The sequence below is a fragment of the Flavobacterium sp. genome (assembly GCF_044348915.1).
GTDB lineage: Bacteria > Bacteroidota > Bacteroidia > Flavobacteriales > Flavobacteriaceae > Flavobacterium.
The window spans coordinates 1-17,542 of the sequence record NZ_JBIKRX010000030.1 but is presented as its reverse complement, the minus strand read 5'-3'; the positions used below and the strand labels follow the sequence as shown (position 1 = coordinate 17,542).

Here is a 17,542-nt window from a genome sequence, read left to right as displayed (position 1 = left end):
GCTATTTTTTCCTGGCGTTGCAGAACGACCGAAGGAAGTTCCTGCAAGGCCTTGGTAAAAAAGAATTTATGAAAAAAGATTATAATGAACAGTTGGACACGAGCGTAAGCGAACTGGCGAAGCAAATTGCTGCTGATTGCCACGTTCCTCGCAATGACAGCAAGGATTTATTTTTTAAATATTTATATTATGATAAGACAGATTAAATAATTAATTTTGCAACTTCAAAAAAATACAATACTTCACTATATTATGGTAAAAGATTTATTCGAAAGAATTCAGAACAATAAAGGGCCATTGGGAAAATGGGCTTCACAAGCAGAAGGTTATTTTGTGTTTCCAAAATTAGAAGGAGATTTAGGACCGAGAATGCAGTTTCAAGGAAAAGAGGTTTTGAACTGGAGTTTGAACGATTATTTAGGTTTAGCTAATCATCCCGAAGTGCGTAAAGCAGATGCAGATGCTGCCATGGAATATGGTGCCGCTGCTCCTATGGGGGCTAGAATGATGAGTGGTCACACAAAATATCACGAACAATTGGAGCAAGAATTGGCTGCTTTTGTAATGAAAGAATCGGCTTATTTGTTGAATTTTGGGTATCAAGGAATGGTGTCTATTATTGATGCTTTGGTTACTCGAAATGATGTGATCGTGTATGATGTAGATGGTCACGCTTGTATTATTGACGGGGTTCGTTTGCATAGCGGCAAGCGTTTTACGTACAAGCACAACGACATCGAAAGTATGGAGAAAAACTTGCAACGTGCTACAAAATTGGCTACGGAGCAAGGAGGAGGAATTCTTTTTATTACCGAAGGTGTTTTTGGTATGCGCGGTCAACAAGGGAAGTTGAAAGAGATTGTAGCCATGAAAAAGAAATACAATTTTAGACTTTTAGTTGATGATGCACACGGTTTTGGAACTCTTGGAAAAACAGGTGCCGGAGCAGGTGAGGAGCAAGGTTGTCAGGATGGAATTGACGTTTACTTTTCGACTTTTGCCAAATCGATGGCAAATATCGGTGCTTTTGTGGCTGCGGATAAAGACATTATCGATTATTTGAAATATAACTTGCGTTCTCAAATGTTTGCCAAAGCATTGCCAATGATACAAACTATTGGTTCTTTGAAGCGTTTGCAATTGCTACGCGTTAACCCAGGATTGAAAGATAAACTTTGGGAAAATGTAAATGCATTGCAAAATGGTTTGAGAAGCAAAGGTTTTAATATTGGTGATACCAATACTTGTGTGACGCCAGTTTATTTAGAAGGAAGTGTGCCAGAAGCAATGGTGATGGTGAATGATTTGAGAGAAAACTACGGTATTTTCTTGTCGATTGTAATCTATCCAGTTATTCCAAAAGGAATGATTTTATTGCGAGTGATTCCTACCGCAAGTCATAGTTTAGAAGATATTAATCAAACACTTACTGCTTTTGAAGCCATTCGTGAGAAATTGGTAAATGGAACTTATAAAGAAATTGCAAGCAGAACTACTGTTGATTTAGATGCTTAACAATTAGTGATCAGTGATCAGTGTTCAGTTCCGATAGCTATCGGAATTAGTGTTCAGTTTTATAAAAAAAACCTTTCGTTAAGTCGAAAGGTTTTTTTGTATTATTGTTTCAATTTTGTTTTTTATACCGATTAGCAATATATAACAGTCCAATAAATTGTACTCAATATATTGTCTATCGGCATAAACCATTGTAAAATTTTTAAATGGATTAGACCATTTTAAAATTACAATTGGTGTTATTTCTTCAAAAACTGGTCTAGTGGAACCAGCATATTTTTTCCTGCTTTGAACATTTTGTCTGAAAGTGCTTGGGCATCTGTTATCATGTTTTTTGTCAGCCCGCTCGTTTTTGTAATGTTTTGTTTAGCGGTATTCTCTGGCGACTGATCGACTTGCATTGATAGTAGAAGTAATGCTACTCCAGCAGTTTTGTTGATTTTCACACCATCGCCTCGAATGTAAAGCATTCCTAAATTTCCTATAGCTAAGCCGTCGTTTTGTACAGCAGCTTTTCTATACCATTTATTGGCATTTGCGAAATTGACTGGTGTTCCTCTTCCATTTTCATAAAGTACTCCTAAATTGTATTGGGCTGCAGAATTTCCTGCTGTGGATGCTTTTGTATACCACGCTAAGGCTTCTTTTTCATTTTTTTTTACGCCTATTCCATTTTCATACATCAGTGCCAAATTGAATTGAGAATTGACGTGTCCTTCTTTGGCACCCAGAAGGAACTTTTGGTAAGCAAGCGGTAAATTATTGGCTTCGTAGGCCGCGACTCCCTCGTTGAAATTCTTGTTGTTGTCTTTGGCTTGTCCGTTTGTGTTTGAACTTGCCAATAAAAATGCAAAGAAATAAGTGGAAAAATTTGTGGTTGGTTGTTTTCAAAATATTGAATTTAATTTTTTTAGTGATTGTTTAAAGCATCTTCATAAACGTTTTTCTACGGCAATGAATTCTTGGGTCGAAGGTTTTCCACAAGTTATGAATGGCGTGATTTTCCTCTAATTCGGGAGTTCGAATGCAATTGACGATTCCTTTTTCGCTGAAGGTTTTGAAATATTCATCAAATATAATGGCTGTAACGCCTTTGTTTTGGTATTCAGGGTCAACTCCAATAAGGTAAAAAACAACGTCCTTACTGTGTTTTCTGGCTTTGAGCAAATGATAGAATCCAAAAGGGAAAAGCTTGCCTTTGGCTTTTTGCAGTGCTTCCGAAAAACTTGGCATAACAATACTGAAAGCAACAATATTGTTATTCTTGTCCATCACAAATTTGATGTATTCGGGATTGATGAAACTAATGTATTTCTTTTTGAAGTATTCTTTTTGAACATCGGTGATGGCTACAAACGAAGATAAACCAGCATAAGAACTGTTGAACAAATCGAACATTTTGTCTACATAAGGCATAATGTCTTTTGTTTTAGTAAAATTTAAACTCGTTAGTTCGTATCGTTTTTTGATTAAGGCTTGCGCTTTCAAGAAAAATTCAGGTTTTACATTCGAAAACGGAAAGACACTTTCGATGTATTCTTTTTCTTTTACAAATCCCAATTGCTCTAAATGCGTGGCAAAATAAGGATGATTGTACCAAGTAATCATGGTTCCCATTTCATCAAAACCTTCGGTGAGAACACCCACTTTGTCCAAGTTGGAAAATCCCATTGGACCTTCTATGTGTTCCAAATTGTTTTTTCTTCCTAACTCGTACGCTTTTTCTAATAAAGCTTTGGTCACTTCGATATCGTCAATGACGTCGAACCAACCGAAACGGACTTTCTTTTTATTTTGGTTTTTCACTTCTCCCCAGTTGATGATAGCAGCAATTCGTCCTACAATTTCATTGTTTTTGTAAGCTAAATAGAAATAGGCTTCGGCACTTTCGAAAGCTGGGTTTTTGGTTCTGTCGAAGGATGCTAATTCATCGGCAATGATAGGCGGAACCCAATATTTGTTGTCTTTGTATAGAGAGAAAGGAAATTTGACAAACTCGGTCATTTCCTTTTTGGTAAGGGCTTCTTTGATGGTAATCATTAATGTATTTTAGGTGTTGTGGAATTATCCTTTTTTGGTTTTTCTGGCTTTTCTTTGGGCTTTTTTATCTGAATCACCAGTATCTACTTTCATTCGGACTTCTTTGTATCCTGCATCATAACGCCAAGAAAATCCAACGCCTCCATAAAGTATTGAAGGTGTATCCTTTATACTTGTACTTATAGAAGCATCAATTTGCATATCGTCGTGGATAAGAAATGCAGCGCCACCACGAAAAATGGTGTCACTATAAAAATCACTCATATAGCCTTGATTTTCAATAAAACCAGACCATTTACGGCTGAATCCTTTCGTCAAAGTAATACCGTAGCCATAGCTTGGATAATCGGTTGTAATGTAATCTGCAATAATATTGGTTATAAAAACCCAACTGCCATCTCCAAAATGATTTTGAGTAATCAATGCTACTTTAGGAGAAATTGCCGCATCGGGAGAAAAATAGTATGGATTGTCTGCCAAAGTAAAATTTGCGCCAGCAAAAATTGAGACAGCGGGTATAAATTGATGCCAATTGAAGGAATGATTGGCTTTCCAACTGTACACATTGATGTTTTTTTCATAGTTTTTGAAAGGATCATAGATTAAATATTTTGCTCCTAAAATACTTTGTTTAAAGGCAGATTTGTCAACAACACTCAACGGCGAAGTGACTTGTTCGTATAAATATTGAAAATCGGCAATCAATTCTAATCTTTCTAAAAACAAGCCGTACCTCAAGGTCAAGTCAATGCCAAAACCATTGGCGTCATAATTCTGAATACTGTGATTCTCTTTGATGCCAAAAACTCCCGATTCAACTTGAATAACTGATTTTCCAACGGCATAAGCGGACATGGTTTCTCCTGGTCGATTTGAATTGATCTGGTCTGTGTGCTGTGCATTGTGCAACAGTGGTATCATCAAAAAGGCAATAATTGCAGAGGTTTTTATTTTATACATTTTAAGATATTTGTTTAAAAAGGGATAACGCATTTCAAATGTACTATATTTTATTATTTATTTAAGAATGATATTTTAATTTTGAACGATGGAATTGTTAATTTTGCAAAAAATTTTTTGATTATGCAAGAAGCTTCTTTTTCAGGATTTCTAAAGACATTGTTTTACATTCTAGTTTTTTACTATATTTTCCGATTTTTGGTGAGATTATTTTTCCCAATCGTGGTTAAGAAAGTAGTTGAAAAAGCAGGTGAAAATTTCCAAAAACAGTACCAACAAGCACAAGGGAATTCATGGCAAAAAACTGCCAATAATGATGAAATTATTATTGATACTGCTAACGCGAAGAAAACTCGAGAAACTAAAAAAGTAGGTGATTATGTAGATTATGAAGAAATTGATTAGCCCCTAACCCCCGAAGGGGAATTAGTTTACAAAGATTCTTGCAACAAAACCATAAACCATAAACCCAAAACCGTTTCAATGAAGCAACTTCAAAAGTTCTATCCGCACGCCCTTGTCCTACTTGGATTTGTTTTAATTTCCTTAATTTATTTTTATCCGGTTTTGCAAGGCAAGCAAATATTGCAATCCGATATCGTGCAATATACTGGAATGGCAAAGGAGCAGAATGACTTTAGAGCTACTGATCATCAAGAACCCTATTGGACAAACTCGGCTTTTGGTGGAATGCCTACGTATCAATTGGGGGCCAAATATCCACACGATTATATCGGGATGATTGATGACTTTATTCGTTTTTTGCCTCGTCCCGCCGATTATTTATTCTTGTACTTCCTTAGCTTTTACGGCTTGCTTTTGGTTTTAAAAATTGATCCTCTCAAAGCTTTTTTCGGAGCGCTTGCCTTTGGTTTTTCAACATATTTGATTATTATTCTTGGTGTTGGCCATAATGCCAAAGCACACGCCATTGGTTATATGCCATTGGTTATTGCTGGTATTTTAATGGTTTTCCAAAAGAAATACGTTTGGGGTGGATTATTGACTATGTTCGCTGTTGCCTTGGAAATCAATGCCAACCACTTTCAAATGACCTATTATTTGTTGATTTTCATTTTGCTGCTTTCCATCTATTTTGTTTATCAGGCGGTAAAAGCAAAAGAACTTAAACCTCTTTTGACTTCAATTGGAGTGCTAGCAGTAGCTGGGATTTTTGCGTTAGGTGCCAATGCTACAAATCTATTGGCCACAGCCGAATACGCTAAATTCAGTACGCGTGGAAAAAGTGAATTGACACTTGGGCCTGATGGAAAAAAAACAGAAACCAATAGTGCTTTGTCACGCGAGTACATCACCGAATACAGTTATGGTGTTGCGGAAAGTTTCAATTTGATTGCGCCGCGACTTTTTGGAGGCTCCAATAGTGAAGCTTTGGGAACTGATAGCGCGATGTATAAATTTATGATTACTCAAGAAGTTCCAGAAGCACAAGCCAAGGATTTTGTTTCTGGAATGCCAACTTATTGGGGAGACCAACCCATTGTGGCAGCACCTGCTTATATCGGGATTGTGGTTTTCTTTTTGGGTGTTTTGGGATTGTTTGCTGATAAGCGAAAAATAAAATACGTGTTTCTCTCGGGGGCAATCGTGGCCTTGATATTGTCTTGGGGTAAAAACTTCGCTCTATTGACCGATTTTTTTATTGACTATGTTCCCATGTATGACAAGTTTAGGGCTGTTTCGTCGATACAGGTCATTCTTGAATTGTGTTTTCCTGTTTTAGCGATTATGGGATTGCAGTCCTTTTTCAAATTGGAAGATGAGGCCAGGTTCAAAGCACTTTGGCAATCTGCTGCTGTCGGCTTTGGACTTATAGTTGGTTTGTTTTTATTGAAAAGTAGCTTCAGTTTCGCAGGATCGAGCGATAGTTTTTTCAGAGAAAGTTATGGTCCAGCATTTATGGATGCATTGAAAGAGGATAGAATGACATTGTACTCAGCTGATTTATTGCGTTCAGGATTCTTCCTGATACTTGCTGCAGGAGCTTTATGGTTGTTTGTCAAAGGGAAATTCGCCCAGAATACAACGATAGTTTTAGTTGGATTGGTGATGATTTTCGATTTGGTTTTTGTTGATAAAAAATATGTCGATTCAGAGGGTTTTGTAAGCAAAAGAGAAGTCGAAATGCCATTTCAGGAAACTCCTGCTGATGCGATGATTTTACAAGATAAGGCACACTATCGTGTTTTTGAAGTTGATGGTAATTTTTCAAGCGCCAGAGCTTCTTATTTTCATAAATCTATTGGAGGTTATAGTGCCGTGAAACCCAGAAGGATGCAGCAATTGTTCGATTATCAAATTGCCAAAAACAATGTTGAAATTTTGAATATGTTGAATGTAAAATATGTGATTCAAACCGATTCAACTGGAGCTTCGGTACCAGTTGTCAATCCGGGAGCCAATGGGAATGCTTGGTTTGTAAAACAATTAAAAACTGTAAATTCTGCCGATGCTGAAATGAAAGCATTAAATAAATTAGATAGCAAAAATGTTGCTTTACTAAATAATTTAGAATTTGGAACAATGACTAAAATTGAAGGTGATTCTCAGTTTTTTCAAAAAGATTCATTGGCATCAATTAAGTTAGATACCTACAAACCAAATCATTTAACATATACTTCTACTAATAAGAACTCAGGCTTTGCAGTTTTCTCAGAAGCCTATTATAAAGCAGGTTGGAATGCTACTATAGACGGGAAAGAAACTGAAATTTTTAGAGTAAATTACGTTTTGAGAGGACTTCAGATTCCAGCAGGTAAGCACACTATAGAATTCAAATTTGAACCACAAGTTGTACAAACAGGAAGCACGATTACGCTGATTAGTTTTATTGGAATGTTGTTGTTATTGATTGGTGGGATTTATTTTGAGAAAAGAAATAAAGAAATTTGATTTTGAAAATAAGTAAAAAAAATAATGTTTTGAGAGAATTAGATTTGAATAAGAACAAGGTTTACATTGATCGCTTAGAAAAGTTATTTACATTAATTGAAATTAATTCTATATTGAAAATATCTCCTAGACTTGTTACTAGGCCACCAGCATATTTACCTTATAAATTCAAATTTTGAAACCCGAAAAACTCCTCGTCATAACCTATTATTGGCCGCCAGCTGGTGGGCCAGGCGTTCAGCGTTGGTTGAAATTTGTAAATTATTTACCTGATTTCGGCGTACAACCAATTGTTTATGTTCCTGAGAATCCAACCTATCCCATTGTGGACGAGAACTTGGTAAAAGAAGTTTCAGGTCAAGCGATTATCCTTAAACATAAAATATTCGAACCCTATCAATTGGCGTCGTTTCTTTCGAAGAATAAAACCAAAAAGATCAGTTCAGGAATTATTCCAAACAAGAAAAAACAATCCTTTTTAGATAAAGTTTTTCTTTGGATTCGAGGTAATTTATTTATTCCCGATGCGCGCGTTTATTGGGTAAAACCTTCGGTGGCGTTTTTAGAAAAATACATTGTAGAAAATAACATTGACACTATTGTCACCTCAGGCCCTCCTCACAGTTTGCATTTGATTGGATTGGAATTAAAACAGAAATTGAATGTACAATGGTTTGCTGATTTCCGCGACCCTTGGACAACTATTGGTTATCATAAATCCTTGCGGTTGTCGAATTATGCTGCCAAAAAGCACAAAGATTTAGAGCATCAAGTTTTGAATGCTGCCGATACTATTATTGTGACAAGCAATACTACAAAAACCGAATTTCAAGCTATTACAACCAAGCCAATTGCTGTAATTACAAATGGTTATGATACTGAAAATATAGCAAAACAGTCTTTGGACACTAAATTTTCGTTGGCGCATATCGGTTCTTTTTTATCTGAAAGGAATCCGCGACTTCTATGGGAATGTTTGGTTGAATTAATCAATGAAGTTCCTAGTTTTAAATCGTATTTGGAAATAAAGTTAATAGGCGCAGTAAGTCAGGAAGTTTTGGAAACTATTTCCCAATTCGAATTGAATTCCTATTTGAATAATTTGGGCTATGTTTCCCATTCGGAAGCGATTGTTCATCAACGAAAATCACAAGTATTATTGCTTATCGAAATCAATTCCGAGGATACTAAAAGTATTATTCCAGGTAAATTATTCGAGTATATGGTTTCTGGAAGACCAATTGTTGCCATTGGTCCCAAGGGTTCTGACTTTGCAGAAATCATCACCAACACAAATACTGGCGTTTTCTTTGATTATTCCGAGAAAATGAAATTGAAAACTGTACTTTTGGCTTATTATAATCAATTTTTGGAAGGAAAGCTGCAATCAAATGCTGTTGGCTTACAACAATATTCCAGAAAAAGTTTAACTGAAAAATTGGTAGAATTGATTACCAAATCATAAATTAAAAGTGAGATTGCTTCGTGCCTCGCAATGACAAATAAGAATGGGAATAGTATTAAATCAGTCCTTCAAAAATACCATTATAACATACATCGGTTTTGCAATAGGTGGCATTAATACCATTTATTTGTACCCCGTTTTTCTGGGTGCAACGTATTATGCGCTTTCAAATTATGTTCTTTCGAGCGCCAATGTAATTATGCCCATTTTTGCTATTGGTATGCAAAATACTTTAGTCAAATTTTATTCACAATACAAAACGGAGGAGGAAAGGTCGCGATTTTTATCGTTTACAGTATTGTTTCCATTTTTGGTAATTATCCCAATGTTACTAATAGGTCTTTACTTCTATAATGACATTTTGATTTTCTTATCCAAAAAGAATATTATAGTCAAGAAATTCATTTGGCTTATTCCCTTTATAGGGATTTGTATGGCTTATTTCGAAATTTTTTATGCTTGGTTGCGAGTTCATATGCATTCTGTTTTTGGCAATTTTATCAAAGAAGTAGGCTTGAGATCAGCTTCTTTGTTTTTGTTAATCGGTGTGTATTATAATTGGTTGACTGTCGAAGGCTTTGTGTATGCAACTGCTGTAGTTTATTTTTTGGCATTAGTGGTAACTATGCTGTATGCTTTTAGTATCAAAAGACCTAAATTTCAGTTCGAAGTACCTAGCAATACCAAGGATGTTTTGATCTATACTTTTTATATTATTTTGTCAGGAAGCGTCGCCAATCTGCTTTTAGATGGAGATAAAATGATATTGAATCAATATATGAATATTGAGAATATCGCTTATTATTCAGTGGCGACCTACATTGCGTTGGTGATTTCGGTTCCAAGTCGTTCTATGCATCAAATTGTTTATCCTATTACTGCAAAACTGATGCACGAGAACAAACACGATGAAATGAATATTTTGTATAAAAAGACATCAATCAATCTGCAAATGGTGGGTGGTTATGTGATGTTGGGCATTTTTGTGAATATCAACAAGTTATATGAAATGGTTCCGCCTGAATATGCTGGCGGAATTATGGTGGTATTTATGATTGGATTATCTAAATATTTCGATTTGATTTTGGGGAATAATAACGCTATTATTTTCAATACGAAATATTACCGTATGGTTCTGTTTTTGGGGGTGCTTTTGGTAGTATTGACCATCGGATTAAATATGATTTTTATTCCAATATACGGTATTATAGGTTCTGCATTTGCAACATTATTGTCGATAACTTTATATAGTTTGGCCAAACTACTTTTTGTGGTGAAAAAGCTAGATTTATATCCTTTTACCAAACAGACTGTCTATTCAATGGGGTTAACTTTGGTCTTATTTGTTGCTTTTTACTACTGGGATTTTCCTTTCAACCCTTTGGTTTCGATCATACTCAAATCGATTTTATTGACCATCGTCTATTTTTATCTTAATTACAAATTTGTGATTTCTACCGAAATTAATGAAGTTATTGATAAGACTTTGAAAAAACTAAAAGTAATGAAATAAAACCCTTTTTAGTATTCAGTCAAATTTACTACGTAAAAAAATACGGTTCATTAAGCATCTAGTACTTAATGAACCGTATTTTTTATGGTTTAAATGTTTTGAGAATTTCCTCCTAATATAAAACTGGATATTTTGTCGGATTTACCTCGTTCATCATCGCATACACTTTTTCGAAAACATCTTCAATAGAAGGTTTTGAAAAATAGTCTCCATCAGTTCCGTACGCAGGTCTGTGTGCCTTCGCAGTTAAGGTTTGTGGTTTGCTGTCTAAATATTTATAACCGTCCTGGTTTTCGATAATCTCTTGCAAAATGTACGCTGTTGCTCCTCCGGGAACGTCTTCATCAATCACTAAAAGGCGATTTGTTTTAGCAATACTTTTTACAATATCGTGTTTAACATCAAAAGGAAGCAAAGATTGAATGTCAATTATTTCGCAATTAATACCTATTTCCATCAACTCTTTGGCTGCAACTTCTACTAATCGTAAAGTGGAACCGTATGAAACCAAGGTAATATCTGTACCTTCTTTTATGGTTTCAACTTCACCAATCGGTGTTTTGAATTCACCATAATTCAAAGGCATTTTTTCTTTCAATCGGTATCCGTTAAGACATTCGATGACAAGTGCAGGTTCGTCACACTCTAATAGCGTATTATAAAATCCTGCAGCTTTAGTCATATTTCGAGGAACTAAAATGTGAATTCCTCTAAGCGCATTGATTAACATACCCATTGGTGAACCGGAATGCCAAATACCTTCCAACCTGTGTCCACGAGTTCTAATAATAAGAGGTGCTTTTTGTTTCCCAACGGTGCGGTATTGTAATGTGGCTAAGTCATCACTCAAAATCTGAACTCCGTAAAGTAAATAATCTAAGTATTGAATTTCTGCAATGGGGCGTAGGCCTCGCAATGCCATTCCAATACCCTGACCTATAATTGACGCTTCTCTAATGCCAACATCGGCAACACGCAATTCGCCAAATTTTTCTTGTAATCCAACTAATCCCTGATTTACGTCTCCAATGCTTCCTGCGTCTTCTCCAAAAATTAAAACTTCTGGGTATTTGGTAAAAAGCACATTGAAGTTATCACGTAAAATAATACGGCCATCAGTATCTTCTTTTGCGTTATCCTCATATTCAGGTACAACTTCCTTCACTGAAAATACATTCAAATTGGATTCTGAAAATAAATTATTACTGAATTTTAATTGGTTAAATTCAATGTATTTTGTGATCCAATTAGCCAATTCAGGTTGGCCATTTTCATTTATAACTAGTCGCAAAGCTTTTCGAGCCGAACTAAGAACGTCCTTTTTCAAAGGAAATTTAATGCTGCTTAAATTCGTTGTAAGTTTTAAAATCCGGTCGCTATTTTTGCTAGATGGAGCAATTTTTTCTAATAACTGAATAAGGTTTTTTTGCTCTTCGATAATTGGGTTTATAAATGCTGCCCAAGCTTGTTTTTTGGCTTCTAAAACTTCGTTTTTTGTAGTAGCGTCAATTTCTTCAATTTCTTCAGGTGATGCAATATTGATTGCAATCATCCATAATTTCATTTGTCGAATACAATCGAAATCTCTTTCCCACTGCAATCTGGTGGCATCTTTGTATCTTTCGTGTGATCCTGAGCTAGAGTGTCCTTGAGGTTGAGTCAGTTGGTTTACGTGTATTAAAACAGGAACGTGTTCTTCACGAGCTAGATCGGCCGCTTTTTCATAGGTCTCGATTAAACTTGGATAGTCCCAGCCTTTTACTTTTAGTATTTCGAAACCTTTGCTGTTTTCGTCTCTTTGATATCCTTTTAAAATTTCAGAAATATTTTCTTTTGTAGTTTGATGTCTTGCATGAACAGAAATTCCATATTCGTCATCCCAAACACTCAAAACCATTGGCACTTGCAGTACTCCAGCAGCATTGATGGTTTCAAAAAACAAACCTTCAGAGGTGCTTGCATTTCCTATGGTTCCCCAAGATATTTCATTTCCGCCTGCAGAAAAATTGGAACGATCTGCAAGTTCTGGAATATTTCGATAAATGTTCGATGCTTGAGCAAGTCCCAACATTCGTGGCATTTGTGATGCAGTAGGAGAAATATCGGCACTTGAATTTTTTTGCTTGGTCAAGTCTTTCCAACTTCCATCTTCATTTAAGCTATGAGTTACAAAGTGTCCACCCATTTGCCTTCCTCCCGACATCGGTTCTTGAACTATATCGGTATGTCCATACAATCCAGCAAAAAACTGTTGAGCAGTCAATTCTCCGATAGCCATCATAAAAGTTTGATCGCGATAATAGCCAGAACGAAAATCACCATCTTTGAAAAACTTAGCCATCGCCAACTGAGGAACTTCTTTCCCGTCGCCAAAAATGCCAAATTTTGCTTTCCCGGTTAGCACTTCCTTTCGACCTAACAAACTACATTCTCTGCTTGTTATGGCGATTTTGTAGTCTTTTAAAACTTCAGTTCTAAAGTCTTCAAAGGTTAGAGCGGTACTGTTTTTTTCTTTTATCATAATACACGAAGTATAACTTTGCGGCAAATTTACTTAAAAACGAACTATTTTCATAATACATTATAAGAAATAGAATTAAATTTTTTATAAATAAAAATTGATAAAATACATTTTTGTTATAAAATATATATTTTTAGCGAAAAATTGTTGATAATAATACAATTGCTTAACAATCTCGAGACTATGATATTCAACTAAAACCACTTTCTTGTAAAGAGCTGAATAAATTTCTCGGGATTGAGTGTGATGACAAATCTTATTTTTTCGTTATAATTGGGCTGCGAAATTTCCCATCCTTTGCTGGAATAAATAGGAAAAAACAGCTCGAAATAGTCCGTCAACAGATTTAGTCGGATACCACTATCAAAGAGAAACTTTTCTTGTTGATTGCTATTTTTTACAAAACCAATGTCACCGTAAGCCTCAATCCAGTTCCAAATCGAATAACTTGCGTTCAGTGTTGTAATCCATTGATTGGCATAAGCAGGACTAAGTTTGGATTTGAAACCTCCTTCGGCCAAAATAAATTCTTGACTGACAAGGCCTGTCTGAGAAGACCTTCCCAAATAGGCATAATCAAAGAGATAATCTGTGGGACGGTCCAAAGCAAAACTATAGAAATCGGAATTGCTATTGTTGTAGGTAAAGGCTCCCGCATACATTCGCAGATTGAGTTGACGATTGTCTTCAAATAATTTTCGATACTGAATTTCTGTTGAAACTTTGCCAAATTCGCCCGAAAACTGAACGTCACCCACAAAGCTGATATGATTGGTCAGCTCGGTTCTTGTATTAATATATTTTACATCAAAAACCGAATAATCTTGAAGGGAACTGTCAACGACAATCTCACTTTTTTCTCTATTGATAATGACTTGTCTAAAGAGTAGAAATTGTTTGCGATTATCTCGATAATTATCATTTCGAAATTGCATCAAAATCATCGGATTTATTTTCAAGTAGGCGGCATCAGGGGCATAATGAAAGTAATTGCCACTAATGGAATACCTCATATTGAATAAATTACTGTCTCTGTAATCTTTATTTACCATAAAAATAGCGGAACCAGTTAAGGATTGCGATTTTATGGAGTAAGTTGGATTGATGTCGTAAACAAACGGACGATTTAAAATGGCTCTGTTGTGAAAACGCATACCTGGCGAGAGTCCGTCATATACATTGTATGTAAGGATAGGTGCATAAATAATTTGGTTGTAGTAAGGATCTTCCAGATCTTTTACTAAAGCAAATTTTATAGGTCTATTATTGGGATAAAAGCCTTCCAGTTTTTTCCAATTATTTCGTAAATTGAATTCGGGGACTTCATTCTTATAATTGATGACGATCTTATTTGCCTGATTCCGCTCTAAAGTATAAATACTGTCATTCAATTTGGGTTCGATCCATTTCTTGAAAACAATAGTGTCATTTTTGATCCCATAAACCGAAATTGGAACAGTTACATTGGTCTTACTTTTCAAAGAAAATGAGACGCTATCATTGGTTTTTGTGACATTTGTAAACTTGTAATCAATAACATCTCTTGAATGGATAATGGATTTAAAAAACCAATCGATATCTTTTTTGGTGTTGGATTTTAAAAGAGTTTCAAAATCATTTTCGGTGCACATCCTCAGGTCGTTTTGAGCATTAAACTGCTGAATGCTGTTTGATACCTCATTATTTCCAAGAAAATTGTCGAGATAAATCAAACTTAAACCTGCACGATACTTGCTGGCTATTTGCTCATTAAATTTGATTAAACTGTCTTTCGCATCGCCTACTGGTTGATCTAAATTCTTTCTCGCCATCAATAAATAAAAATAGCTGTATTGTTCATTGAAATCAATATTCAATAAGTGAAATCCCTTGAATAGTTTAAATCGTGAAATGTTTCCTGTCATTTTGCAACCGGGATAGTATTCATCTATGTACCGCATCATGGTATAGACCTGAATCCCATCATAAATCCAATTGTCTTTTCTGGGATCCAACTTCAAATTATTTTTCAAATAATTATTCAAATAGGTCTTTAAGAATTTAATTTCAAAAAGGAAAGTATCAGGAAATGGGACTAAGAAAGTTGGCATCTGATTCAACCCGTAAAAAGGGTTCCGATCATAATCTGCTTGGGATACGGTGATTTTTTGGCTATGTGGTTTTCCTATTAAGTCATTAGTAAAAGTTACAATTTGGTCAATTGCAATTGCTTTTTGAATCTCGTCGGCTTTGTATCCTCTTAAATTAGTTAAAACTTCGACAGTGCTATTTTTATAGCTTTGAAAATTGGTTTTTTGTTCTAAAAAGAGACTAAAATCGGTTCTACTAGTGCCTTTTAGTTTATAAATCGACAATTGATTTAGTGAAGTGACTGTCTCGTCATTTAAATCAGTAGTTAAATCGAAATTTTTCGGAATTCTCAGAATAACATCAAAGTTAGAAACTGCATTCGCAATGTCGTCTAAGTTTAAATTACTGTAAGTAATAAAGGAGTTATTCTCATATCGGGCAGGGGCAAGAAACCAATTTCTTAAATACATTCCGCCTCTGTCGGTGTAACCATAATGAGTGAATTTATCACTTGGGACCTTTACAAAATAATCAAGGTGGATCAGAATTTTTTCATTTGGTGCCAATTTCTGGTTCAATTTGACAACAATTAAATCTGGATTTTTTTCAGTTCGTTCCCAAGACAGTGGAATATTATTTTGGGTAGCTATATTTTTTATATTGGTACTTCCTCGCTCTTTGTCAGCAGCCAAGTGAAAGCCTCTATAGAATTCATCCGAAAATCGTTTCCCCAAAGGTGAATTTTTCGAGGCATATGCATTATTCCAATCATTCAAAACAATTGAACTCAATGTATCCCCTGTTTGATTGTAAAACTCAATTTCCTGAAGTACAGTCAAGGTTTTGTTTTCCATATTTACCTCGACATCCAGCAGAGAATGGTGTTGCGCGTACTGTTTTGCCGAAACAAAAAAAAGTAGGAAAACAAGGAGATATGTATGAACTGATTTCAAATGCTTGTTTGGTATTTCGAAACTAATTGTAAAAAATTATTCTAGAAATTAGGCGATAAATCATATTTTTTATAGAATTTGTCTAAGACTTCAACTACTTCATCTTCACTATCAACAATTTTGAATAGATCCAAATCTTCAGGATTTATTGTTTTTTCTCCTTGAACTAATGTTGTTTTCATCCATTCTACCAATCCTGACCAAAAGGTGGTTCCAACCAATATTATCGGAAATTTTCCAATTTTTTTGGTTTGAATTAAAGTCATCGCTTCGAACATTTCATCCAAAGTTCCAAAACCGCCTGGCATTACTACAAAACCTTGGGAGTACTTTACAAACATCACTTTACGAACAAAAAAGTAGTCGAAATTTAAGTTTTTATCATGGTCAATGTACGGATTAAAATGTTGCTCAAAAGGCAATTCGATGTTCAATCCCACCGAAGTTCCTCCGCCAAGATGTGCTCCTTTATTTCCGGCTTCCATAATTCCAGGGCCGCCGCCAGTGATGACTCCATACCCCGCTTTACTTATTTTATAGGCGATTTTCTCAGCCAAAATATAATACTTATCTTCTGGCTTGATTCGCGCCGAGCCAAAAATAGTCACGCAAGGTCCAATACGACCCATTGTTTCGTAGCCGTTAACAAACTCGGACATGATCTTAAAAATCCCCCAACTATCATTGGTTCGAATCTCATTCCAAGTTTTTCTTTTGAATTTATTTTGGATTGCTTTTTCTTCGTCGTTATCAAAATCTTCTAGTCTCATTTTTTTATTTTTTAAATATTAAAATTGTCTTTTAGGATATAAAGTCGAAAAATAGGCATCATAAATATAAGTAAAATGCCTTCTAGACTTCTGTGCTAAAGTAATGCTTTTTTTAATTTTTATCATTTCTTTAAATAATGTATTATCGAGAAATTATTTAAACTATTTGATTTTTGGAGGAGAGTAAGGCTGAAGGAGTTTTAAATTTTCTTGCATTTCTTCAAGCTTTGAAAAAAACGGGAGAAACATTACTAATTGAATCAAATTTGCAGAAAATTCGACAAGTAAATCTTCTAATTTTTTAACTAAACATTGAATTAATGTTTACTAATTACTGTTTTTCTCAAACGATTTAGCTCCAGATATACCAATTGAAATAAATAATGAGTAAAAATGGATTTTAAGTTGATTTTTTTTACAATTTTTCTTGGAACTAAGTTGGTATAAATTGTATATTTGACAATAAATAAACTGTAATACCTTCGTGTTTTGAATTATATTTATTTTTATTTAATATTTTTGTTATTTTGATAAAATTCGACTCTATTTTTAAAATGCAGAATTATTACAGACAAACAGGTTTTTTACATAATTTATATACTTTCTAACACTAAAAAAAACAAGTAACTAATCAGTCTCAAATATAGGGATTTTATTTCATGTCAAAATGACGTGAAATAAAATTCGAATTCATGTCACATAGTCATTGGATTTATTAGGTGAATCTTTTTATATTTTGTACTTTCATGGCATGAAAATCGAAGTGATTTTATTGCGTCTTGAATCCCTTGAAAAGAAAGTGGCTGCCCTTGAAAAGGAGAA

General features: G+C 34.8%; 12 protein-coding genes. 6 read left to right on the top strand and 6 right to left on the bottom strand.

Annotated features, from left to right (window positions below; translation table 11 throughout):
- Window positions 1–68 precede the first annotated feature (68 nt).
- The gene (locus ACIQ1E_RS07160; RefSeq protein WP_396170018.1) at window positions 69–206 is read left to right on the top strand and encodes a hypothetical protein; all 138 of its coding nucleotides are present in this window, start codon (window positions 69–71) and stop codon (window positions 204–206) included.
- Between the two features lie 46 nt (window positions 207–252).
- Window positions 253–1,515 (top strand): aminotransferase class I/II-fold pyridoxal phosphate-dependent enzyme, encoded by a 1,263-nt coding sequence (locus ACIQ1E_RS07155; protein ID WP_396170016.1) that lies wholly within the window; start codon window positions 253–255, stop codon window positions 1,513–1,515.
- Between the two features lie 239 nt (window positions 1,516–1,754).
- Here the strand turns inward: ACIQ1E_RS07155 and ACIQ1E_RS07150 are convergent, their stop codons facing one another.
- The 3 genes from ACIQ1E_RS07150 to ACIQ1E_RS07140 form a co-directional block, all read right to left on the bottom strand.
- Window positions 1,755–2,357 carry a tetratricopeptide repeat protein gene (locus ACIQ1E_RS07150; RefSeq protein ID WP_396170014.1) on the bottom strand — a complete coding sequence of 201 codons (603 nt, stop codon included), beginning with the start codon at window positions 2,355–2,357 and terminating at the stop codon, window positions 1,755–1,757.
- A gap of 79 nt (window positions 2,358–2,436) precedes the next feature.
- Window positions 2,437–3,555, bottom strand: a complete 1,119-nt coding sequence (locus ACIQ1E_RS07145; RefSeq protein ID WP_396170012.1) for a GTP cyclohydrolase — start codon at window positions 3,553–3,555, stop codon at window positions 2,437–2,439.
- A 24-nt stretch (window positions 3,556–3,579) separates the two neighbouring features.
- Window positions 3,580–4,515: a transporter gene (locus tag ACIQ1E_RS07140; protein WP_396170011.1), complete on the bottom strand. Its 936-nt coding sequence runs from the start codon at window positions 4,513–4,515 to the stop codon at window positions 3,580–3,582.
- 123 nt (window positions 4,516–4,638) lie between these two features.
- Here ACIQ1E_RS07140 and ACIQ1E_RS07135 point away from each other — a divergent pair, with 123 nt between their 5' ends.
- The 4 genes from ACIQ1E_RS07135 to ACIQ1E_RS07120 all read left to right on the top strand — a co-directional run bounded on the left by ACIQ1E_RS07135 (window position 4,639) and on the right by ACIQ1E_RS07120 (window position 10,406).
- Window positions 4,639–4,920, top strand: a complete 282-nt coding sequence (locus ACIQ1E_RS07135) for a DUF4834 family protein (protein ID WP_396170009.1) — start codon at window positions 4,639–4,641, stop codon at window positions 4,918–4,920.
- A 78-nt stretch (window positions 4,921–4,998) separates the two neighbouring features.
- Window positions 4,999–7,428 (top strand): YfhO family protein, encoded by a 2,430-nt coding sequence (locus tag ACIQ1E_RS07130; RefSeq protein ID WP_396170007.1) that lies wholly within the window; start codon window positions 4,999–5,001, stop codon window positions 7,426–7,428.
- A gap of 175 nt (window positions 7,429–7,603) precedes the next feature.
- The gene (locus tag ACIQ1E_RS07125; RefSeq protein WP_396170005.1) at window positions 7,604–8,893 is read left to right on the top strand and encodes a glycosyltransferase family 4 protein; all 1,290 of its coding nucleotides are present in this window, start codon (window positions 7,604–7,606) and stop codon (window positions 8,891–8,893) included.
- A gap of 43 nt (window positions 8,894–8,936) precedes the next feature.
- The gene (locus ACIQ1E_RS07120; protein ID WP_396170002.1) at window positions 8,937–10,406 is read left to right on the top strand and encodes a polysaccharide biosynthesis C-terminal domain-containing protein; all 1,470 of its coding nucleotides are present in this window, start codon (window positions 8,937–8,939) and stop codon (window positions 10,404–10,406) included.
- A 112-nt stretch (window positions 10,407–10,518) separates the two neighbouring features.
- On the opposite strand, the gene ACIQ1E_RS07115 is transcribed toward ACIQ1E_RS07120, so the two are convergent.
- From ACIQ1E_RS07115 to ACIQ1E_RS07105, 3 genes are all read right to left on the bottom strand, one after another.
- Window positions 10,519–12,927, bottom strand: coding sequence for a thiamine pyrophosphate-dependent enzyme (locus tag ACIQ1E_RS07115; protein WP_396170000.1), 2,409 nt, complete (start codon window positions 12,925–12,927; stop codon window positions 10,519–10,521).
- 194 nt (window positions 12,928–13,121) lie between these two features.
- Window positions 13,122–15,851 (bottom strand): aminopeptidase, encoded by a 2,730-nt coding sequence (locus ACIQ1E_RS07110; protein WP_396169998.1) that lies wholly within the window; start codon window positions 15,849–15,851, stop codon window positions 13,122–13,124.
- A 140-nt stretch (window positions 15,852–15,991) separates the two neighbouring features.
- Window positions 15,992–16,720, bottom strand: a complete 729-nt coding sequence (locus ACIQ1E_RS07105; RefSeq protein WP_396169996.1) for a TIGR00730 family Rossman fold protein — start codon at window positions 16,718–16,720, stop codon at window positions 15,992–15,994.
- Between the last annotated feature and the right edge of the window lie 822 nt (window positions 16,721–17,542).